21 protein-coding genes and 3 pseudogenes are annotated in these 22,236 nt (G+C 45.0%); 6 read left to right on the top strand and 18 right to left on the bottom strand.

Annotation, left to right across the window (positions count from 1 at the left end; all coding sequences use genetic code 11):
- Nucleotides 1-94 precede the first annotated feature (94 nt).
- The 5 genes from UA76_RS03160 to UA76_RS03140 form a co-directional block, all read right to left on the bottom strand.
- Entirely contained in the window at nucleotides 95-448 is a 354-nt protein-coding gene (locus UA76_RS03160; RefSeq protein WP_047042951.1) for a hypothetical protein, read from the bottom strand.
- 58 nt (nucleotides 449-506) lie between these two features.
- Nucleotides 507-1,274 carry a phosphate ABC transporter ATP-binding protein PstB gene (gene pstB / locus UA76_RS03155; RefSeq protein ID WP_420340891.1) on the bottom strand — a complete coding sequence of 256 codons (768 nt, stop codon included), beginning with the start codon at nucleotides 1,272-1,274 and terminating at the stop codon, nucleotides 507-509.
- A 123-nt stretch (nucleotides 1,275-1,397) separates the two neighbouring features.
- Nucleotides 1,398-2,699, bottom strand: coding sequence for a phosphate ABC transporter permease PstA (gene pstA, locus UA76_RS03150; RefSeq protein WP_047042949.1), 1,302 nt, complete (start codon nucleotides 2,697-2,699; stop codon nucleotides 1,398-1,400).
- Nucleotides 2,692-4,071, bottom strand: a complete 1,380-nt coding sequence (pstC, locus tag UA76_RS03145) for a phosphate ABC transporter permease subunit PstC (protein ID WP_047042946.1) — start codon at nucleotides 4,069-4,071, stop codon at nucleotides 2,692-2,694. Before pstC ends, pstA begins: the two co-directional genes overlap by 8 nt.
- A 58-nt stretch (nucleotides 4,072-4,129) precedes the next feature.
- Nucleotides 4,130-5,170, bottom strand: coding sequence for a substrate-binding domain-containing protein (locus tag UA76_RS03140; protein ID WP_047042943.1), 1,041 nt, complete (start codon nucleotides 5,168-5,170; stop codon nucleotides 4,130-4,132).
- A 441-nt stretch (nucleotides 5,171-5,611) separates the two neighbouring features.
- Between UA76_RS03140 and UA76_RS03135 the strand changes: the two genes are divergently transcribed.
- The 3 genes and pseudogenes from UA76_RS03135 to UA76_RS03130 all read left to right on the top strand — a co-directional run bounded on the left by UA76_RS03135 (nucleotide 5,612) and on the right by UA76_RS03130 (nucleotide 9,108).
- Nucleotides 5,612-7,618, top strand: coding sequence for a methyl-accepting chemotaxis protein (locus UA76_RS03135; RefSeq protein WP_047042941.1), 2,007 nt, complete (start codon nucleotides 5,612-5,614; stop codon nucleotides 7,616-7,618).
- Nucleotides 7,619-7,740: 122 nt separating this feature from the next.
- Nucleotides 7,741-8,123 (top strand): annotated as a pseudogene (locus UA76_RS22845) (hypothetical protein).
- A gap of 301 nt (nucleotides 8,124-8,424) precedes the next feature.
- Entirely contained in the window at nucleotides 8,425-9,108 is a 684-nt protein-coding gene (locus tag UA76_RS03130) for a toxin-antitoxin system YwqK family antitoxin (RefSeq protein WP_047042938.1), read from the top strand.
- 120 nt (nucleotides 9,109-9,228) lie between these two features.
- Here UA76_RS03130 and UA76_RS03125 read toward each other — a convergent pair whose 3' ends face one another.
- Nucleotides 9,229-9,702 (bottom strand): hypothetical protein, encoded by a 474-nt coding sequence (locus tag UA76_RS03125; protein WP_047042936.1) that lies wholly within the window; start codon nucleotides 9,700-9,702, stop codon nucleotides 9,229-9,231.
- A 172-nt stretch (nucleotides 9,703-9,874) separates the two neighbouring features.
- On the opposite strand from UA76_RS03125, the gene UA76_RS03120 reads away from it, so the two are divergent.
- Entirely contained in the window at nucleotides 9,875-10,555 is a 681-nt protein-coding gene (locus UA76_RS03120; protein WP_075202534.1) for a glutathione S-transferase N-terminal domain-containing protein, read from the top strand.
- A gap of 61 nt (nucleotides 10,556-10,616) precedes the next feature.
- Here the strand turns inward: UA76_RS03120 and UA76_RS03115 are convergent, their stop codons facing one another.
- The 11 genes and pseudogenes from UA76_RS03115 to UA76_RS22840 form a co-directional block, all read right to left on the bottom strand.
- Nucleotides 10,617-10,931 carry an AzlD domain-containing protein gene (locus tag UA76_RS03115; RefSeq protein WP_047042931.1) on the bottom strand — a complete coding sequence of 105 codons (315 nt, stop codon included), beginning with the start codon at nucleotides 10,929-10,931 and terminating at the stop codon, nucleotides 10,617-10,619.
- The gene (locus tag UA76_RS03110) at nucleotides 10,928-11,641 is read right to left on the bottom strand and encodes an AzlC family ABC transporter permease (protein WP_420340890.1); all 714 of its coding nucleotides are present in this window, start codon (nucleotides 11,639-11,641) and stop codon (nucleotides 10,928-10,930) included. Before UA76_RS03110 ends, UA76_RS03115 begins: the two co-directional genes overlap by 4 nt.
- Nucleotides 11,642-11,848: 207 nt before the next feature.
- Nucleotides 11,849-12,172, bottom strand: a complete 324-nt coding sequence (locus UA76_RS03105) for a hypothetical protein (protein WP_047042926.1) — start codon at nucleotides 12,170-12,172, stop codon at nucleotides 11,849-11,851.
- Nucleotides 12,153-13,178, bottom strand: coding sequence for a methyl-accepting chemotaxis protein (locus UA76_RS03100; RefSeq protein ID WP_047042924.1), 1,026 nt, complete (start codon nucleotides 13,176-13,178; stop codon nucleotides 12,153-12,155). Before UA76_RS03100 ends, UA76_RS03105 begins: the two co-directional genes overlap by 20 nt.
- Nucleotides 13,179-13,200: 22 nt before the next feature.
- A complete protein-coding gene (locus tag UA76_RS03095) occupies nucleotides 13,201-13,434 on the bottom strand; it encodes a type IV pili methyl-accepting chemotaxis transducer N-terminal domain-containing protein (protein ID WP_047042921.1) in 234 nt (77 codons plus the stop codon).
- 254 nt (nucleotides 13,435-13,688) lie between these two features.
- Complete coding sequence (locus tag UA76_RS03090; RefSeq protein WP_047042918.1) at nucleotides 13,689-13,991, bottom strand: DUF2149 domain-containing protein; 303 nt, start codon at nucleotides 13,989-13,991, stop codon at nucleotides 13,689-13,691.
- Nucleotides 13,991-14,467 (bottom strand): MotA/TolQ/ExbB proton channel family protein, encoded by a 477-nt coding sequence (locus UA76_RS03085; RefSeq protein WP_047042916.1) that lies wholly within the window; start codon nucleotides 14,465-14,467, stop codon nucleotides 13,991-13,993. Before UA76_RS03085 ends, UA76_RS03090 begins: the two co-directional genes overlap by 1 nt.
- Nucleotides 14,468-14,471: 4 nt before the next feature.
- Nucleotides 14,472-16,702 (bottom strand): annotated as a pseudogene (locus UA76_RS25125) (cobaltochelatase subunit CobN).
- Nucleotides 16,621-18,270: a cobaltochelatase subunit CobN gene (locus tag UA76_RS25120; RefSeq protein WP_052771928.1), complete on the bottom strand. Its 1,650-nt coding sequence runs from the start codon at nucleotides 18,268-18,270 to the stop codon at nucleotides 16,621-16,623. The pseudogene UA76_RS25125 and the gene UA76_RS25120 overlap by 82 nt, the downstream one beginning before the upstream one ends.
- Before the next feature lie 3 nt (nucleotides 18,271-18,273).
- Nucleotides 18,274-19,353 (bottom strand): TonB-dependent receptor domain-containing protein, encoded by a 1,080-nt coding sequence (locus UA76_RS03075; protein WP_238322162.1) that lies wholly within the window; start codon nucleotides 19,351-19,353, stop codon nucleotides 18,274-18,276.
- A gap of 8 nt (nucleotides 19,354-19,361) precedes the next feature.
- Nucleotides 19,362-20,186 carry a TonB-dependent receptor plug domain-containing protein gene (locus tag UA76_RS22840; RefSeq protein WP_075202532.1) on the bottom strand — a complete coding sequence of 275 codons (825 nt, stop codon included), beginning with the start codon at nucleotides 20,184-20,186 and terminating at the stop codon, nucleotides 19,362-19,364.
- 361 nt (nucleotides 20,187-20,547) lie between these two features.
- On the opposite strand from UA76_RS22840, the gene UA76_RS03065 reads away from it, so the two are divergent.
- On the top strand, nucleotides 20,548-20,808 hold the full coding sequence (locus tag UA76_RS03065) for a hypothetical protein (RefSeq protein WP_047042913.1): 261 nt from the start codon (nucleotides 20,548-20,550) through the stop codon (nucleotides 20,806-20,808).
- 119 nt (nucleotides 20,809-20,927) lie between these two features.
- The gene (locus UA76_RS03060) at nucleotides 20,928-21,920 is read left to right on the top strand and encodes a helix-turn-helix domain-containing protein (protein ID WP_047042910.1); all 993 of its coding nucleotides are present in this window, start codon (nucleotides 20,928-20,930) and stop codon (nucleotides 21,918-21,920) included.
- A gap of 123 nt (nucleotides 21,921-22,043) precedes the next feature.
- Here UA76_RS03060 and UA76_RS03055 read toward each other — a convergent pair.
- Nucleotides 22,044-22,236 (bottom strand): annotated as a pseudogene (locus UA76_RS03055) (hypoxanthine phosphoribosyltransferase); the annotation flags it as partial.

Genomic DNA, 22,236 nt, shown 5'->3' with positions numbered 1-22,236 from the left:
AAACAAGAATAGGGACATTCTCTTCTCAATGTTGATCACTCCGTTTAACCGCCACTGACAAATTGACCCAGTGAGTGCCCTAACAACTTAAGCATCAACCGTAGAAGTAACGCGATAAAAAGAAATTAACATTTTCGCTCAACGCTTCCTGCTCATCCTGAGAATCCGTAATATCCCAAAATAGTATTTTGTCGTAGCTTGGTAATTTGGGGAGACGCTGAATAGCGTCGAGCCCTACAGCAATAAGAATATCGTAGTGATGTTCTAATATACTGTTCTCCTTTACAGCCAGCTGATTATTGACTTGCTTCAAGCGACTTTTATTTACAAAAGGATTCGGCGCTGAATAATAGCTAATATCAAAATAGCTATTGCACTTAATATCTATCTCATGGCTGGCAAGCTCGGCAAGGTTATTATCACCGTCACCGATGACAATAACCTTCATTCGCTTTGAGCCATTGCAAGTGCTGCGAGAACTCGAGGCTCTATGAAACTTGGTTTCGTTATCCAAAGCGCCCACTGATATAGTCTCTGGTTAAGCGATGTTGAGGATTATGAAACACTTCTTGAGTTTTATTAATCTCAATCAAATCACCAAGATGAAAGTATGCAGTGCGATCGGAAACACGAAGCGCCTGTTGCATCGAGTGTGTCACAATCACGATGCTGAACTGCTTCTTTAAGTCGTGAATCAACTCTTCGATAACTTCTGTGGCAATTGGGTCGAGTGCAGAGCAAGGTTCATCCATCAAAATCACTTCCGGACTAATCGCTATAGTTCGCGCAATGCAGAGTCTCTGTTGTTGCCCACCTGATAAACCCGTCGCAGGGTGATGAAGGCGATCTTTTACTTCATCCCACAAGCCGGCTTTAGTCAGCGACTCTTCCACAACCAGATCCATATCGGCTTTAGTATCCACCAAGCCATGCAGTCTAGGGCCGTAGGAGATATTGTCGTACACCGATTTTGGAAATGGATTTGGGCGTTGAAACACCATGCCGACTTGCGATCGCAACTCTACAATTTCTTGCTCTTTGCTGTAGATGTCTTCACTGTCTAAGGTAATTGACCCATTGATCATGCAACCATCGACAGTATCATTCATGCGGTTTAAGCAGCGTAAAAATGTCGACTTACCACAACCCGATGGGCCAATCATTGAAAGCACTTCTCGCTCGCCGATATCCAAGCTGACGTTTTTAATCGCTTGCTTCTCGCCAAAGTTATAGAATACATCTACATTGCGTGCCGACATGCGAGCATCTTCAATAAACTGTACTCCCACCGTTTCACGAGATTCGTCGTGGCGATGATGGACTGAGCGTTCGGTTTGAGCCACTAGTTGAGGCTGAGTAACGAAATTCGAAATATTTTCTGTCATTTGTAACAATCCCTACCAACGACGTTCTAAGCGTTTACGCAGCATGACCGCGCAAGAGTTCATAAAAGCGAGGAACAACAGCAATACCATGATGGCACCTGATGTGTTCTCGGCGAATCCTTTCTCTGGGTTCTCTGCCCATAAGTAGATTTGGACGGGCAAAGCACTTGCAGCATCAAACGGGCCTTCTGGAATATCGACAATAAACGCCACCATACCAATCATGATAAGCGGTGCGGTTTCACCTAACGCCTGCGCCATGCCAATGATGGTGCCCGTTAACATTCCCGGCATTGCCAAAGGCAGTACGTGATGTGTCACCGCCTGCATTTTTGACGCCCCTACCCCAAGCGCAGCATCCTTGATGGAGTGAGGCACCGCTTTAATTGCCGCTCGGCTCGAGATGATGATGGTGGGCAGTGTCATCAATGAGAGCACTAAACCGCCGACAACAGGTGCCGATCTTGGTAGTTCGGCCACATTGAGAAAGATCGCCAAACCAAGTAGACCAAAGACAATCGAAGGTACAGCTGCCAGATTGTTGATATTGATTTCAATCATATCGGTAATCTTGTTCTTCGGCGCAAACTCCTCTAAATAGGTCGCTGCGGCCACACCGATAGGAAAGCTAATACAAAAACAGACGAGCAAGGTATAAAAAGAACCCACCATTGCGCCCCAAATACCCGCAAGCTCTGCATCACGGCTATCACCATTGGTGAAGAAGTTCTTGTTAAATACAGTACGAACCTTGCTTTCACTTTCTAGCTGTTTGAACCAAGCAATTTGATTGTCTTTAAACTTACGAGAGTCTTCTGGAATTGACTCGTCAACGTTGCCCTTGTTGTATTGGTTAAACAGGTCACCCGCTAATGCCCAATAGGTGATCTTACCGCCCACCAACGACGGGTTTTCTACCACCATATCTCGCAAGTTATATTCGGCGCCTCTTGAAATGAATGCGTTCAGGGCTTTTCGTTCCTTGCGCGTGCTAATTTCAATTTCATGCTTTAACGCATTCCTAAGCGCCTTCATGTAATTGGCACTAAAGAGCTCTTCCTTACTCGGCTTGCTACTGAGTAAACCTAACGTTTCCTCGTCGAGGCTGACTTGAAGCCTTATTTCTGTCGTATAGAAAGCGGTATAGCCTTGTGACGTAATGGAGCCAATAAGGATGACAAGAAACAGAATGGCCGCGCTTATCGATACAATCCCGTAAAGACGGAATCGCCCTTCTTTGGACTTTCGTTTTGCTAAGCTGGCTTTCACCTTTGCCTTCTTAGTCTTTGATATTTCATTGAGAATACTAGTCATACTGCTCTCGATATTTCTTAACGATTCGTAAAGCGACGAAGTTCAACACCAGCGTCACAACAAACAGAGACAGGCCCAGTGCAAATGCTGCGAGGGTTTTCGGGCTATCAAATTCTTGGTCACCGACTAATAGCGTGACAATTTGAACCGTAATAGTGGTGACAGATTCGAGTGGGTTGGCCGTCAGATTTGCCGATAACCCTGCCGCCATTACCACGATCATCGTCTCACCAATTGCACGCGATACAGCGAGCAGCAAACCACCTACAATGCCAGGTAACGCGGCAGGAAGAACGACGTTTCGGATCGTTTCAGATTCGGTCGCACCTAAACTCAGTGAGCCGTCGCGAAGCGATTGAGGCACGGCAGTAATCACATCATCAGAGAGTGAAGAGACAAATGGAATGATCATAATCCCCATAATCAAACCTGCCGCTAATGCGCTTTCTGATGAAGCAGAGGTAAAACCAATCGCATGGGCGATATCTCGAATCATTGGCGCAACAACCAAAGCCGCGAAGAAGCCATACACAACCGTTGGAATACCAGCTAGCACCTCTAGAATAGGCTTTGTGATGTTTCTAAATTTTGGGGTTGCGTACTCTGCCAAGTAAATCGCGCTCATTAAACCCACAGGTGCAGCAATCAGCATTGCTATGGTTGAGATCATCAATGTACCTGTCAGCAACGGGATAAAACCGAATGCACCACTTGCACCTTGTTGATCCGCGCGAAGGGCTACTTGCGGTGACCACTCAAGACCGAAAATAAAATCCGTCACAGGGACTATGTTGAAAAAGCGAATGGCTTCAAACAGCACAGAAAGCACAATGCCGAGCGTGGTTAAAATCGCAATCACCGAGCAGATGATCAAAAAGACATGAATGGTTCGTTCCACATGTACACGCGCTTTTACCTTTGGCCTCACCAGTTTCAAACCAATCGCTAGGCCGGTTAAAGATAAAACGATTAACGCCGCAAAGCGCAGATTGTTACCCGATTCAACCACATCGATGTAGTGATATGATGCGTCAATCAACCAACCTTTATCGGTTGCCGTGATACCGTCGGCAACGTGTTTAATTTGGCTATAAAGCAGCGAAGAGTCAGTACCTTGCTCAAGCACATGGGCTGGCAAATTTGCCATGACCATCGATTCAACAATTGACGGATAAAACACGCTCCAAGCAGCCAGAACAATCAGGGCTGGGATGGCAGCTAAAATTGCTGCGAGCGTTGCGTAATAGGCAGGTCTCGAATGGAGGTATCGCAATCCTCCGTTTGCAGTAGCCAACTGCTTTGAGCGGCTTTTTGTCATGACATAGGCCATGGACGAAATGCCAAGCAACAAAATCAAAAGCAAAGAATTCATAGGGCCTCTAAACTAACAACGGGGTACCCATCCGAGCACCCCGTGAGGACAGCAAATATTATAGGTTTGGTGTTAGTTCAGTACCGGCAGTACGAACAATTTTCCAATCCCTTGCTGAAAGCGGGATTAGACCGCGGTCTGCAAGGTAGCCTTCGTCACCAATTGCTTGCTCAGAGGTAAATGCTGCAACGTATTCTTTAAGACCTGGGATTGTGTCTTTGTGGTCTTCTTTCACGTAGAAGTACAGAGAGCGTGATACAGGGTATTCACCCGTACCGATTGCATCAAACGTTGGCTCTACACCTTCGATAAGAGATGCTTGAACTTTGTCTGCGTTCTCTTCTAGGAATGAGTAACCGAATACGCCTAGTGCGTTAGGGTTTGCAGCCAATTTCTGTACGATTAGGTTGTCGTTCTCGCCCGCTTCGATGTAACCACCGTCTTCACGAACTGAGCGACAAACCGCTTTGTACTTCTTCTTGTCTGTTTTCTTAAGTGCTTTGATTTGAGGGAAAGTCTTACAACCACCTTCAAGAGCAAGCTCTGCAAAAGCATCACGAGTACCCGAAGTTGGTGGTGGACCTAGAACCTCAATCTTGATGTTTGGAAGCGCTGGATTCACTTCTTTCCAAGTTTTATATGGGTTCTCAACTAGGTTACCATTTGCGTCTGGAACCATTTTCGCCACGCCTTTGTAAACATCTTGAAGAGATAGCTCAAATTGCTCAGCTTTGTTTGAGTTCGCTAGCACGATACCATCAAAGCCGATTTTGATTTCTACGATGTCTTTTACACCGTTCTTCGCACATAGCTCGATTTCAGATGCTTTGATCTTACGTGAAGCGTTTGTGATGTCTGGCGTGTTCTCACCAATACCTGCACAGAATAGCTTTAAGCCACCGCCTGAGCCAGTTGACTCAATTTTAGGTACAGAGAAAGAAGTCGTACGGCCAAATCGCTCAGCCACAACTGTCGCGAATGGGAATACAGTGGAAGATCCAACGATGCTGATATAGTCGCGTGAAGCAGCGTTTGCAACACCGCCAGTAGCCATTGTTAGTGCAACTGCTGTAGAAGCAATTAGGGCTTTAATTTTCACATCAACCTCCAAGTTGATACATGAATATATGGATGTTAAACACCAATAGTCATTAAGGTGTCGTATTAATATGCTCTGGATATACCCGAACACTATCAATTCAAACAAACATATATTACAAATGCATTTCATAAAAATTATGTATTAATTACACCCCTGCAATATTTATTCTTCGTCGTATTTACATAAGCCTCAATTAGACTATGCCCATTAAATCCATATAAAACAGCATTATAGAGCAATTAACCTTTAGAGAACTTCGACTTTATCCCTGCATGAATATATAAGAGCTATCGATATGTCATATAAAGTTAACGTTACTACCTGGATCTTTCTTAGGTATGAAATAAAGCATCACTATGCTTTCGGGTGATTGATTTTTTGAACGGATATATTTAGAGCAGTTTTATCTGCTCGCAGTAAATACGCAGTGAGGCGACGATGTACCTATCAATTATCCAACGAATCGTTTTAGGATTTGTGACTGTCATTATTTTTGTGATTGCACTAAGTACCACCGCATATATTAGCCAGTCTGATATGGCGGAGCAATTCGATACGACTTCAGTCAAAATGACCAGCTTGCTCGCGCGAGCAAACCATCTGGGCCAGAACCTACAGAACCTTAATCGCGCCCTGCTCGTGCATGCGAGTACTGCGGATAAGCAGTTGCGCATACAACTCGAACAAGAGTTCAACCTTGCCCAACAGGAATACTTGAATAATCGAGAACGCTTCATCAGTGACTTGAATGCGTATCCAAACCTGCAAGCAAGCGTGAATGAGCTAGACGCCAAGGCCCAAGATATCTTTGCTAACGCCCTACTTCATATTGATGTGAAGAATCAGCAGATGAGCGCCCGTCAAGCCACCTCCAAAGAGCTTAATGAGTTCGATAAGAAATGGCGCTTCTTCGAGCAAGACATATCAGATTTAGCCCATAAAGCTAAGGCCAACAATCAACGCACAAACAATCGTAATCTCAACTACATTGTTGCACAGGGAAAAGGGGCAGATCGTTATCTTCAAAAGACTTACGCAATGGAAAACATGCAAGATGCGGAAGTGGCTCGACAAGAGCTGATTGCCCATATCGAGCGTTTTAAAAGCAAGGCAAAACGACTACCGAAAACCATGCCAGAGAGCAAACCAAGTATCGACTTCTATCAAGGCCAGTTGATCAGAGCCATCGAACAGCCTGAAGGTTTGCTCCAACAGCATTTGACGTACATTCGATTGACGGCTCAAAGCAATCAATTACTTAGTCAGATAGCTTATGACATGAATGCCGTTATCAATGAGTTTGATGCCATCACTGAACAAATTCAGTTACTCGTGAGTGATGCGGCAAGCAATGCCAAAACGACTTCAGAAAACGCGCTCCTACTCAATGGTTCGCTCGCCTTAGCTTGTACGCTAATTGCTGTACTCGTTGCATGGACTATCGTCTATTCGATAAAAAGACCACTCGCCGGCATCGTGAAAGCTCTCGACAAAATGACCAATGGCGATCTGACCTTTCGAATCGATACAGGCATTCGCTCGGAGCTAGGGACGATCGCAGAAAACATCAACAGCCTAGCCAAACAATTGAGCGAGATTATTTCGCAAGTACAACAATCTGCAACCACACTGAGTGATGTCGCAAATGAAAGTCATATTTTAAGCAATAAAACCAACATTGATGTCGCTAAACAGCAAAAGCAAACAACCGCCATTGAACAAGCCGTGAATGAGATGAAGCAGGCGATCGACACTGTCACTATCTCCGCAACGGAAACCAGAGATGAGGTCAAGAAAATCAACGATCTCGCGCATGGCAACATGAAGTCGATGCACCAAAATCTGGAGTTTGGTCATCAGTTGCAAACTTCTCTAGCCGAAGCAACCGAAGTTATCCATCAGTTGTCCGATGAATCACGCCAAATCGGTGAAATTCTCACAGTAATACAATCTATTTCTGAGCAAACCAATTTGCTGGCACTTAATGCCGCCATTGAAGCCGCAAGAGCGGGCGAACAAGGTCGCGGCTTTGCCGTTGTGGCCGACGAAGTTCGTTCTCTTGCCACCCACACCCAAAACTCTGCTAATGACATCGGCAGTATGATCGATAGCCTTCAATCTAAAGCTGCTTTTGCGGTTACACTTGTAGAAAACAATTTAGAGCAAGCAGCCGTATCCGTTAGCCACAGTAATGAGAGTAATCATGCACTTGAAAACATGGTTGCAAGGCTATCCACTATCAAACAAATGAGTCGCTCAATCGCAAACGAATCAGAAAAACAAAGTGAAGTGGTGAAGGATGTGGTGAGTAAAATCACGTACATCTCAGACAAAGCCACACGCATTGCTGAAGAGGTTGATGAATCGGCACGAAACAGCGAATCACTTAACCAACTTTCGAGCCGACAGAGCGAGCTGGTTTCTCATTTTGTCATCTTAAACTAAGGGAGCTGGATGCATTAATCCGGAAAAACTGAGGAGCAAAGTTTACCGTATTTTTCATGGTAAACATGATTAAAATAGAGAGTCTCACTTGCCTTTTAGCTTAACTAAAAAGTGATGACACTATGAATCAAAACGCTAAACAGCTCCTCAATCTCCTTTGTCGCGAATACGATAAGCTTTCAAAATGCCATCATCAGCGACCTTTCCCTGAGTTTTCAGCCACCATTCAGAATCAACATGGCTTTTGCTATGTGCGTTGCCCCATGGGTAGCCAGCGCTTTAGTATCGTCAATGTCCGGCTCTCACCTTCCATACGCGGGCAAGGCGTACTAACAGCCTTTCTCGAGTACATAGAAAGCCACCCTTATCACTACCGAGCGTCGAAGTGGCGCTTATTGAAAACAAATCACTGGCTAAGCGTTTACTCAAGCTCGGTTGGCAATATCACTCCTTCTTCACTCGATTCATTTCTAGGGGTAAACCAACATTTGTCCATGATTTCTAACCCCTCTCACTCATTCACCCATTCACCCGCTCACCTAATAGCGACGTCATTGCGCTGATAAGCTTACTTTTGTTCCAACATGTTGCGGAGAATTGAGAGACATTACTCATTTCTCCACTCTACAGGTCATCAATACTCATCTTGAGCTAACATTATTAATACAAGTAACCAACAAACCCAGTTTAAGATCACTCATAAGTTAAAACTTTTGAAGGGGTTAGCTGAGAATAATTGGCAGAACAGAAGAGCTCTTACACCGACTAGTGCGTCATCTATTTCAATAAAAGAGGATAAGGAAATCATGATTTTTACCCGCATTTCTCTTATCTGCCTCTTGCTCATCTCCACCAATGCGTTTGCGCAGAATTGGTATGAGGTCGAATTAGGCGATGAAGGTTATGAAACCTACCAAGGGTACATTCTCGAAGAGGAAAAAAAGGTCGTCAAGCATGGCCAATACAAACGCTTCAACAATGCAAACGATTTACTTGAGCTCACTTTCTATCAACATGGTTTACGTAACGGCCTCAGTACCCGCTACTACGAAGAGCTTAAACTCAAATTCGAAGGACTGTATCAACAAGGCCTTCCTAACGGCCTCCACCAAAACTTCCGTGAGAGCGGCAAGCTCTACGCACAACACCATTATAAATCTGGCGTTTTACTCAAAAGCCTGCATTACGACGTTGACGGATACATCGTGTCGGAACACCATTATTTAGCCGACAATGAAGAGCTGAGCATCTCCTACTACGAAGGAATCAAGAATCATGAAAAGTTGGTACGCCTCCAGCCTGCGCCGGAAGACTGTGAGACCGCATGTTTTGCAAACCTCATTTATGAAGAGCAGAGAGACTACAACACCGATGGTATTGTCATCTACCTAACGGCTACAGACCATCAAGAAGGTATTACTCGTTGGAAAGAGTACGACAATATCGGAAACTTAATTGAAAGCGGTGAAGTAAAAGAGCCAGACTACTAAAGTGAAAGTTAGCTGGATAAAACATTAAGACCGAAGCTTTAAGCTTCGGCCTTTTCTTATGCTGCGACTTTCTTATACCGCGATATGCTTATACTGCTATGGCCAGAACGTATTATCTAATTAAGCCACTTGCTCAGTATGCAATTCAGAATCGTTAAGGCTAAAGTAAATCTTTGCCACAATCTTTTCGGCCAGTAGGATTGCGAACACCACAGCGATGAAGGCAATCACGCCATTCCAAGGGCCAGTGAATTGAATGTTGTTACCAAACACAATATTCAAAACTTCCAAAATCAGGAACTTTGAACCTACTAGGATGATGTAGCTTGATACGCCTCGCATCACTTTAGGCCAAACGCCTTCTTTCGCCATAAAGTAAGCCGCAATTTTATGCTCTGCCTTAATTGAAGCTTTTAGTAGCACTTGCATTAATACCGCCGCAGCCAGTGATACCGAGAAGGAAGAAAAGCTAACAAACGTCCAATATTCGTTGAATAAGTTTAGAACCACTAGGTCCACCAAAATCGCAAGTGTGTATCCCACAAACAGACGTTGGTTAGTGTTAAAACCGTAGATTGGCGCTTGTTTACTCATATTACATTTCCTCTTTAGAAAGTGCTCTTATTCGCTGACGAGGAAATAATAGCTCAACCCCTTGGTAGTAGATTGCCATTTAACGACACAACTATAAATTTGAGTGATTTAAGAAAACCGAGTTCATTGGTTATACTCTTGATACTCAGCTCATATCAAAAAAGGTGGCCCTATCCACTCTCCCACACTTCCCGTGCTTTATTCGTTGCAGCATTGCCCATACGCGATGAGAGCCCGTATGGCCGTGATCAAAGCAGATATTCAAGTCGAATTAAGAGCGATTAAGCTCAGCAATAAACCCACTGAAATGCTGGATGCTTCACCCAAAGGAACCGTGCCCGTTTTAGTACTACCTCAACGTCTCAAAGAGCAGCCTATGGTGATTGAAGAAAGTTTAGACATCATGCTGTGGGCTTTGGCGCAAAATGATCCACACCGGCTGTTACCATTGAAGCAGCATCTGCCTGAGATGATCGATAGGATTGTTCGATTTGAATCTGAGTTTGTTCCAGCGTTGGATTCGTACAAGCAAGCGAAGCGTTATCATGAAGATTCGCTCATTGAGACCCGCTTACGATGCGAATCGATACTCGCACCTTTGGAAAGCAGGCTAAAAGATAGTCCTTTTCTTTGCGGAGAACGGGAGCAACTGTTGGATATTGCCCTTGTCACTCTCATTAGGAAGTTTACCCGAGTTGAGCGAGCTTGGTTTCGTCAGAGCCAGTACGTGGGAATCCAACGCTGGCTCAATCATTACATCCAAAGCCCGCTATTTAGTTTGACGATGCGCCATGTAGAACTTTGGTTACCCAAAAAACAAGCAGTGATGTTTGGCGCGAAAAAACCGACTTAATAGTGTGCCCTGCGGATGGAGATTTCAAACCTTTATACATGGCGAGTGACGCTTATCTATTCTAGAAAACGTATAACTTTATCAAGAGAAACAAAACAATACTGGCTATCGTAGTCAAAAGCACGTTGTTAGTAATGCGAGCTAACACAATCGCAAATACCGCGCCGATTAAGTAAGGCAAATTATCTTCAAATAGAAGATCGCCATGTGGCATGAAGACAATAGGTCCCCATATAGCGGTGAGTACGGCTGGGCTTGCATAGCTCAAAAAACGTTGAGCACCACTACTTAACCTCAATGGCACTTTCGGATCGAGGAACAAGTAGCGGCTTGCAAACACAATAGAAGTGAGTAGAACAATCAGAGCAAAGATCATGACTTTATCCACCCTTCAGATACATAACCAACCGTCATACCAATCAAGCTCGAAATAACCAAACCACTTTCAACACCTAGATAAGCGAATACGACTGAAGAGACAAGTGCCGAAAGCGCCGCTAACAATACCGGCCAAGACTTAATGTTGGGTACCACGATCGCAATAAAGGTCGCGGCAACCGCAAACTCTAATCCGTACTGTTGTAAATCAGGGATCTGCGCGCCAACCGCAATGCCAACAAACGTGGCTAAGTTCCATATCAGATAAAACGAAAAACCCGCTCCCAACGCATACCAGCGGTCAAAATTTTCGGGTTTATGGTGTCCACACAATGCAAACAGTTCATCAGTGAGTAGAAAGCCCAGCGTTACACGCCAACGCAGTGGTAATCCAGAGATATGACTTCGCATAGAGAGGCTGTAAAGAAAGTGCCTAGAGGTAATGAAGAATATGGTGATCACCATGGTCATGATGCTTGCGCCCGCTTTGATCATTCCCATGGCGACAAGCTGAGCCGCACCAGCAAAAAGCACCGCACTCATCGCCTGACCTTCTAGGATACTTAAGCCAGAATCTATCGCAAAGGATCCTGCCAGAAATCCCCACGGAATGACGGCCAAACTCAATGGCATCATTGCGAGTGTGCCGTTAATCAATGAGCGTTTTTTGTCAATTTCCGAGTCCATTGCGTCCATATCGTGCTTCAGCTCTCCTTTCTCACCCGCGAACTTACCTATTTGTTACATATAACTGAGGACTAGACAGCCAATTTTCAAGGTGGCACAAAGTCTTAAGTATAAAAGAACAGAATAAAGCCAAACTGATAGAGAAACAAAAGAAACGGACTTAACGTCAGGTTAAGCCCCTTGTGAGAAGGTGTTCATGTCCGACAATGGCAATGAGAGGAAGCAGGCCTACATACCTCGAGTTGACACAGAGAATTCGTCTAACGTTAACGTAATACCTTTCGCCATATCACTCATGTCCACGGCAATTTGGGAGCTGTCTACGATCTTCTTGTTCGTGTTTTCAAGTAGATTGGTTAAGAAGTTTTGAGCCACTTTTAAGTCTTGAATTTTACGCGATTGCTCCTCTATCAAAGCCCCAATTTCATTTTGCTGCTCAACGGTCAGCTCAATGGATTGGCTGATAATATTGATGTTATTTTCGGTATCAATGCTGCACTGTTTACTGTTCTCTACCTCAGTTTGCAACTGCTCAACGGAGTCCACCGCCACTTTCACTCGTTTCGGTCAGATCATTCAACAAACTGCTAATTTCTTCAGTCGAGTCGTTAGTTTTACTCGCGAGCACCCTGACCTCATCGGCTACCACAGCAAAGCCACGCCCTTGCTCACCAGCTCGCGCGGCCTCGATCGCCGCATTGAGTGCTAGCAGGTTAGTTTGTTCCGCAATAGACTGAATCACGTCAATGATGCTATATACTTTTTCCGCCACCGAGCTCAGTTGTTCAATATTTTCAGACACTTTGTTGGATTCAACCGATGCGGTTTCTACCGCTTTAATGTTTGCCCCAACCGATGACAAACCTTGCTTCGCGCTGTCTTGACTTTGATTAGCGGATTCTATCGTTTGTGAAATTACGTCCGAGACTTTTTCAAAAGACATCACCAAGCTGTCGGAAATTTCGGATATCTCCGCGTATTTCTGTTTCTCCTCTTCATAGCTGCTATTTACCTGCTGAGCTAGGTTTTCAACGCGAGAAGATAAACTACCTATGTTGTCTGCACTGGTTCGCAACCCTTTAACTACCGACGATAACGCATGACGCATCGATTGTATGTTCTGAGCCAGTAAACCAAGCTCACTTCGGTTCACTAACGTGTCGATATGAACTTTATCTTCCAAGTCACCTTTGCGTGTTGCCCGGCTTACGTCAACCAATGAGTTAATAGGGGTAGTAATACTCCGGCCAATAAGGAGAGAAAGAACAATAGCGGCAAGAATACCCACACCCGAAATGGCTAAGACATCCCGCTTTAATCCTGTAACGTTAGCGTCAGCGTATTTGTTGTAACTCAACACCGCTTTATGCATAGCTCCGAGCGTTTTTTGATTAGCAAGCATGAAGGCATCGACTTCCTCTTCCGATGGCTTGGTGTCACCGTGATTAATCAGCGAAAATGCCATAGCCTTTTGTTCATTCCACAGCCCTTCGACCACGTTGAGTTGAGAGAGAAACTCGGTGGCGGTGCTTTTGATCAGAGTAATCGGCTGTTTCATTGGTAAATCAGAAAAGGTGCCACTACCTGATTTGAGCGGATTTATGCCCTTCATATATATCTAGCATTACCTCACTGGCGAACTTCTTAGTCAGCATTCGCTGCCTACCTGCCACATTGATAACCGTACTGTCTTGCTTGTTTTTTTCTAATGTAATGATGATATCTGTTGCGATGAGCGTAATTGTAATTAGAAACGTCGCTAATATGGCAACCAAACGTTTGGTCACCGATAACTGAGACAATACTCCATTCATGTCCAAAGCCTACCTTTTTCCCCTAGCCTTTATAGAAAGTAGGTTAGAAAACTGGCCCTTGCAAAAGAATGCACACTATCCTTTGGTGGTAGTCAAACAATACGCCCGCACATTGCGGTTGACGCACTCATACCAAGTTGAAAACTCAACGCTTATTCACTCTAGAGCCTTGTTATGTAACACGCTTACCCTATAACCTGTCACAAAAAAAGAGGCATAACACTACGTTAAGCCTCTTGAGAGTATTGTTTCAATTAGTTGTCTGCTGGAACGTATATCAGTCGTCCATCGTCAAGCATATAGGTTTGCCCCGCGAGACTGCCGGTTCCTTCGCCAATCTCATCAGATGTTTCATAGCGCGTCAGCGTTTCTCCATCTTTGATGGTGATTTTCATGTTTTCTTCACCCGGATTTTCAATCAAAACCGAGTTATCAGGTAGCTGGCTACCTGTCACATTCAAAATCATAAGAAAAGCCATCACAACCGCAAACAAATCAACCATGTTTACAACGGATAATATTGGGTCGTCGAGCTCATCCGATTCAAGAAAGCGCATTATTTTTGCTCCTTCACTTCAATCTTACACATATCTTCTAGCATCCAACGACGGCGTACCGTCATAATACTAAACGTGATACTGGCAGCAATCAGCGCCAAAATTGAAGCGGAGAATGCAACAATCATTTCCTGCGCGACTTTGTCGATATCACCTTCACCCATCGCAACTAACGCAGGGCCAATCGCAATCATCGTTGTAACAAGACCTAGCATAGGGCCAGAACGGCTAACAATTCGCAGTAGCTCTAATTGCTTGATGATCCAAAGTTCAAGCTGATCACTTTGGTAGATGTTTTTCTCTTTGGCATAACGGTGTAAAACCGAAACATGATTCGCTCGCTGGCGCTGCAATAGCTCCATAGCAAAACGGCCTAATGCATACAAAGAGTAAACAACAGTAATGACCACTAAAAGCATAACGGGCTGCATAAAAAGCGTCGCGAACTGATAAATAAGAGTTTCTAACTGGTTCATTATATTAATCTCGGTAAATAAGGTGCTGACGTATTGCGCCTGAGGCAATACATATCAAAATCAAAGCAATGAGGAACATCATCTGTTTGTCACTCACGGATGGGGCTTCATAAGCAGGGATTTCCTGCATAACATTGCCCGATATCGTTGGTATGCTCGTTGCTTGCCCTGTGCTCCCTGCTAATCCAAATCCTATCGCGGTTTGTTCCATAAACAGCTCGGTCACTTCATGAGTTTGATGATATTCCACCATAGGCTTTAGCTCTTCGTGCCTCTCCAACAAAGCCTTCAACCTTTCTTCGTCGGCATCCCAATAGCCTTTTCTCACCGCTTCCAACATACGTTCGATGATTTGCATTTGTGCAGCGGGCTGATGCTGCTCAAACCACTCGTTGATACCCAAGTCGTGCTTGTCATCAATGTACACTTCACTCAATACTTCCCATTGATAATCGCTCACGGTATCGGGAGCCGTCACTTGCCAACCGAATAGGTTGTTAGTGATATCCAACATATTAAGCGCGCCAGCATAGCCTTCGCTTTGCATCGCGGTAATCCAGACCGGATTCATGTATCGAGCATTAAGCTCTTCAGCAATGAACTTACCTGCCGTTACCGTTCGACCTTGTGATTCTCTTAAGTCATTGACATACAAAGATGGATCGCTGCCAGACGCTCGGCGCACCGCCGCAGCTAATCCCCCAAATATTCAAAAGGATGATCGGTAGACAAAAGCCCATGAAGACGACTCGTCCTTGCCATAACCGCCGCATCAACCGATGCCAACTGAGACTCAAACAAGTTGGTATCACCAAGCTTTTCACCCCAAACTTCAGTGCCGTAAGCATACTGAAGTCGATTGGTGAACTGTGCACCCAAGGCGTCATCGTCTTCCCAGTCTTGTGACTGAATAGCCAAATCATTCACACCACTTCCATAATCGCCCGGCTCATTGCTGAAGATTCGAAGCGCTGAAAGCATATTCGCTCGTTCACTGTTGTAACCAAGCTCCCTAAGTTCTTCACTTAGTCGCTGACTGTTTTCTGCAATGGTGTTGCCATCATCTAGCTGAGCAAGCTGCTCAATCGCAGCACTTAGCTTTAACATAAAGCCATCAAACTGGTCGCGATAGACCGAGGTTGCTTGAATCACCACATCAATTCTTTCTCGGCCAAGCTCAGATTCAGGAATGATGTCGAGTTTGACTAAGTTACCCCCTCGATCCCAAACTGGTTGTAAACCTAATGCTCGCAATACTTGCGCTTCTAACATACCGAAGTGGCGTTGGGTTTCACCTGCCCACAAGGAAAAGGCGATTTTTTCCGGGTATTCGCCATTGTCGGCCATATGCGCATCAAGTAGATTCTGAAGCTCACGCTCGGCGGCATTGTAGGCGGCAGGGCTTGGCACCTTGGCAGGGTCAAAGCCAAACAAGTTAGTACCGCTTGTCGTTGATGGATTACGAAGCGGATCACCCCCTGTCCCAGCTTTGATAAAGCCGCCGTTCATACTATTAATCAAGGCTTCAAGCTCGTTAGGTTGAGACAAAGAAACATAAGATGCCTTAACTGCTTCTGCGATCTCGACAAGTTCAGCTTCAACTTCACCCTCACCCGCCAATACAGACTCTATCCATTGGTAAGGTTCGGTTTCCACTAACGTATCGAGGCTGCCTTCAAACTGTTTCCAGAAGCTTTTAGGCTGCTCGACAAAATGGCCAATTAAGGCATCACCTTGCTGCTGCATGATGGTGTAGATAACGTCTTGATCCGATTTGGCTTGACCAAACACATGCAGCCCTAGTGGTACTGATGAGGCAGCTAAGCGATCGATGTGTTCTTCAAGTTGATACAAAACGCCATCGAAGTCATTTTCAAGTGAATTAACGTCAAGGCCCATGTCCGCAAGTACATTCAGTTGCTCTATTTTGCTAATAAGCGCCAGTTGCAGCTCATCTCTCACCGAACCGGGCAGGGCACTTTGGTAATCCCCCAACAAGCCATTAAGCTCAACATACTCGCCATATAAACCTGCTGGGCCAAATGTTGGCGTTTGATGACTGATGATAGTTGCTCGCCCTCGCCGTTTTGCTTGAATTGCTTCTGCGATATTGTCTTGGATATATGGGTAATAAACCGGTAGGTCTCCCAAGGTTAGATAAGGGAAATCTTCTCTTGCGAGACCGCGAGCTTTGCCTGGCGTCCATTCTTGAGACCCGTGCGTCCCCAAATGCACCAAGCGTCTAATTCATTGCTTTCGTGCTGTTTTTGAAGCCACAAATAGGCCGCCAAGAACAGATGATTTGGCGGCTCTTTTACCGCATGAATCGCATCGCCAACTTTGCCCGAACGAGGCGGCTGAGGCAATAACCACAAGTTGCCTTGTTTCAATATAGGGAAGACAAACGCAGGTTCGCCATTAATTTGCAGTAATCCTTCATAGCGCATCGGGTGCCCCCACCAGCCATTGACGAAATGACGAGTGGCAGTCGGCACGCCTCGATACCATCTTAGGTAATCACGCAGAGGCAGCGCCGCCGCATAGCCTTTGTCATACAGGCTCTGTAGCGTCTCGGGTTGATAGTAACCAGACAGTAGCTCTTTAGCATCAGCGATCATGTCTAGCTCTTTGATTTCCGGAATCGCAAAGCCCTCATTTCGCAGGCCGTTGGCAATGCTCGCGATGCTTCGTGGTACGTTAAGGTTCGACGCTGAAATGTTCTCAGCGCCCGCTGGCGCATTCCAGAACATTACCGCTAAGGATTTGTCTTCTACAGCTTTGGTGGCTAGGCGATGATAAGAATGGGCCCGACCAAATAACAAGTCCATTTGCTCTGGAATAAACACTTTCTCATCATCAACATCAGCCGAAATAATCAGTGGATCCGTTAAACCCCATGTTTCGGTTGTTGCCAATGTGACCGACGCGCTTCGCTGCTCAATACCGACATCACTTGCTCGCCAGTGCTCAATATCACCTTCTCGGTAATGAATGGTCTGAACCATTGGAACATTCAAGGCTTCTAACTCTAACTTACGTTCTTCTCCCTGCTGCAAGTGCGTCATATTAACTAGCATCGACGGTCTATTCTCTTGCCATGGCCAATCGAGCCCGTATTCGTCATCTAAATAGTAAATCACAGGGGTGACATTGGCATCCTGTGCCATGTTCATCAAATGCTCTAATGGTTCAAACTCTTGATTGATGATCTGATTGCGCGCCGTCACAAACCCAACGATGGGTTTGTCATCACTATGATTCATAACGCTTAAGTAAGCGTTAATGTCTGTGACGGCTTCTTCATTAAGATAGATACCGTAACTCGGCACCTGCTCTGGACTAGGTAAATCGCTTAGCGGTAGTCCTTTAACTTTACGGTCAATCGCTTGGAAAAAGGCGTTGTAGTTATTCACCGTGCCATTAAGGAAATAGCCCATCAGCATTCGATGAGACTGAGGATCCAACTGCTCACTGGTCGTTGGTGGCCCACCTCCAAGCATCACCCACTCCAGTTCAGTCGGAATGTCTGCAATGGCATCCGTCAAACGCTGGCGGTCAGGCATACGTGGCGTATCGGCAAAGAGAAAATCGACACCTTCCAAAAGCGCCGGATTAAACTGAGCGGGTGTGATGCTCACCAACTCCACATCCTGTTCAGCAGCGTACTGCTTTAAGCGCTCAACTTTACTTTGTGGAACAAAATCGGTGTGAAGCATCACGACTGTCGTAGCGAAAACTTGCAATGGCACCAAGAATAAAAAGCAGCCAATGAATTTGGCTGCTTTTGCAATTAACATACGCATTGGTTAGAACCTGTATGTGCCGTTTAGGTAAACCTGACGAGGCTGAATCGCATAGCTGAAGTTGCTTGACTCATCTTCTAGGTAAAGATCGAATAAGTTCGACACACCCGCTGAGATATCAAAACTCGCTAACTTGTAGTTTGCAGCCAAATCGTAGGTTTGGTAAGACGGTAAATCATACGATTGACCGCGAGACTCATAGCTCTGTTCACCTACATGGCGCATGCTAACCTTAGTTGTCACCGTATCTGTTGCTCGCCAATTTAAAGCAACATAAGCTTGAGAGTCGGGTTTGTTCTCTAGTGCTTCACCCGTCGACTTATCTTCAGTGTCCAGCAGCGTCAGGTTCATGTTTAAGAACAATGCATCTGTCAGCGTCACATTTGCGGCCCATTCCAAACCTCTGATCTTCGCTTCATCCACATTAATGTACTCACGAACTTCGCGGCCATTGATGGTATCGGCATAAGTTAAATCAATGAGATTCTTAACATCATTATTGAATAGAGTTAACGTAGTATCCCAACGATCAGCCATATATTGAGCCGATACTTCGTAGGATTGGTTTACCTCTGGTTTTAAGTCTGCGTTTCCGCGGATATCAAAGCTTCGGCCCGGAACACTGTTGTAGTAATCCGGTGCCAATTCTTTAATTGTCGGCGCTTTAAAACCTTCACCGTAACCACCTTTTAATGTCCAGTTCTGCGTTGGGGTATAAACCACGTAAGCGCGTGGAGAAGTGTGGCTGCCGAATTCAGAATGGTTGTCGTAGCGAAGACCTAACAGAAGTGACAAATCTTGGCGAAGTTCAATGTCATCTTGAATAAACAGAGCCGTTTGATCAATGGCATCTCCGCCAGAGGTCAAGTCAGGACTATTCAGGCGCTGCTCGCTCCATTGTCCGCCAACCGTCATGTGGTGAGCGTCATGGGCATAGAACTGAAGGTAACCATCTACGATATCTTCATCAACATCATTATTGGTATTTGGCTGGCCAATGTTCTTCTCATTGGTTTGAGATACACGTGTACCGTATACGCGTACTTGGCTATCACCAAAAGCCCAATAACCATTATGCGCCAGAGAGTAATCTAGCGTGTCATACGTTGTCGTACTACGAACAACATTATTGCTACGATCAACCGTGTCGTACCAATCTTACTCTCACCGACTTTGACACCAAGCTCTAGCTCTTGTTGGGCAGAGATAATGCCCGTTAGCTCTAGGTCAACAAAGGTGTTTTTATTGCCCGCAATGTCCGTTTCACCTGGCTCATAGCGGTTTTCAATCAGATCTTGCTCAGACTGACCCGCCGCCACTTTCATTAGTAACTTGTCGGCAATCAAAGCGCCCGATGCGCGCGCCTCAATGTTGGTAGCATTACCATCTTCATCGACCGTCATAGCGCCGCCACCAGTGACGCTGCCAGACCATTCGTTTGTCGTCGGTTTGGTAATAACGTTAACAACGCCACCCAAAGCATCTGAACCGTAAAGGGCAGACATTGGGCCTTTTATTACTTCAATGCGTTCAATGTCGGAAACTGGGATATTCTGCAGTTCAAAGTTTGAGTGACCCATCATGTCTGATGCACGGCTAATTCGTTTACCATCCACCAAAATCAGGCTTTGTGATACGTCCATACCACGAATTTCGATTCCTTTTCGTCCTTGCCCCAAATCGGCAATATTCACACCAGAGGTGGTGACTAGAGCGTCAGCGAGGTTGTTGTAAGGTAGTAATGCAAGTTCTTCTTCAGTGATCACTGAAACACTTGCAGGAGCTTCCGATGCTCGAGTTTGATATGAGGTTGCCGTAACAACCATAACCTCGTCTGTTTCGTCATTTGCAGAGGCAGAGAAAGCCCCAAAACAGAGAAAAAATGCACCCAAAGGTGCTAAGCGAAAGCTATTCATAATTTACCGCAATACGTTGATTTAAATGATACTTATACAAAATGTTATGTTATAACAATCAAGTTGCTCGTATGTTATAACATAACAAAGGAAAATCAACTTCATTTGGAAGGGTTAAACCCTACAATCAGCCTGAGAAATCTTTTGAAAACAAATGCCAATCCAGCTTAAGCAATTGACTTAAGCTGTCAGTCAATCAATCTCATATCTTGATAACGATTGCTGAAATACAACTGCAATGAATTAGACATTTTTCTTCAACATGAGCGCTCTAAATTAGCCACCAATTAAAATCATAACCCTAACGCGATTGAAAAAGTTCATTCATCCCAAAGGGTAACTGAAAGTTGTATTAATCGTTATGGCTAAACTGACCAATCCAATAGACAAGAAAATCGTATCATTACTTCAGCAGCAAGGCTTAATTAAGAGCGAGGCCAAAAGTGCTCTTAAACGCAATGTATACAAAATGGCGCCTTGTGACGTAGAGAAAATTCAGAACTACACCACTCACTTTGGGTTAGACGCCAAAGAGACCCTAATTGAGGAGATCCTTCAGTTAAGGCGAGAAAAGTTTATATCTCGCATCATTTCTGAAGACCAGTTGACTCGTACAGGCTGATTTAGGCTTTGTTGGATTCTTTATCATTTCGTGCCTAAATGTTTCAAAAGGGTTCTCATACGCAATCGAAGATCACATAATGACGTTTTACAATCAGTCTATTGTTGATCGGAGTGAGCTTGCAGAACATCGCCATTAACAACAACGCTCACTTTTTACCTTTTAAGCGTTACTTTGAAAGCATCAACCTCGATTGGCAAACTCTCTCGGCGCAACAAGGGATTGCAATCTTCTCTGGTGATTCCTCATCGAGCTGGTTGTCCTCTCAACAAGTTCTTCGATTTTTAGAATATTTGGAACTGACAAAGCAACTTCATTGGGCAGAAGATATCGCTCAACTGTTTGATTTTGAGGCCGCATGGCCCGGCCTAGAAACCAAAATCAAAACCTGTAATAGCCTTGTTGATCTCGTTCAGTTGATGCTATTCGAACACCCTAAAGCCAGTTCGCATGGCTATCTCTGGCTCGAAGAGCGAGAAGGTAAAATCTACCTCTGTAACGCCAGCTCCAGCAAAACCAATTCAAAGTTAAATAGCCAGATAGAGTTATATCGAGCGCTTCTTATTCAGCGTTTTTTCCAGATTTATCTTGGTAAAGATTGGCATACCAAGTCCATCTTACTCGCGACCGACACTTCTCCTTATACAATGGGTGCCCCCTTGGAGACGATCACCACAGTTGGGGCCGACGTCACCGCGATAGAGATTCCTTACATTTCAATGGGTGAGCTTAGTCAATCACCCTCGCGCCGTTGGCAAACGCCGATTGAAGCCGTCGATAAGCTTTTGATTAATCTTGTCGGCCTAGAAAAGCTAAGCATCGAGCTGATTGCTGCGCAACTCGGGCTAAGCAAACGAACGCTCCAACGTGCTCTTGCTAGCCAAGGTTTGTCATTTAAGCAGATGCGACGCAAAGCCAGTATTCAACATGCGATCGATTTGCTAAAGCAGATCCCAAGCATATCTAATGACGAACTCGTACATCAGTGTGGCTATTCCGCCTACCCTAACTTTCATCGTGCATTCAAAGCAGAAAGTGGCATGACGCCGAGCGATATCAGAAAACAGCTTAGGCAACGGCCACGCTTTACGTTGGCAACCAACAGCGAGTAAATCTAAGCATGATTTTAATAGGGAAAGAGACGAATCAGGAAGGCCCCAGAAATGTTCTGGGGCTTCCTGATTAAATGTTAGTGCTGAATTCTTTTGGTAAATGGCTGTAAATAGTGCTTGAAGCTACTCTTTCGTGATGAGCTTTGATACGTAAGGAACGTTGCGCAGCTTGTCTTGCCAAGGCAAACCATAGCCGACCAACATGCCATCGTCTTTCATTTCGAGCGTGTAAAATTGCTTGAACGGGATATCCACACGACCCGGTTTCACAAACAGTGTCGCAATCGAAAGAGATTGAGGCTTAAAGCTTTCATTG

This window comes from Vibrio mexicanus (assembly GCF_001012815.1).
Lineage (GTDB): Bacteria > Pseudomonadota > Gammaproteobacteria > Enterobacterales > Vibrionaceae > Vibrio > Vibrio mexicanus.
Note: the sequence above shows the minus strand (reverse complement) of the source record. Positions and strands in the feature narration are given on the sequence as shown.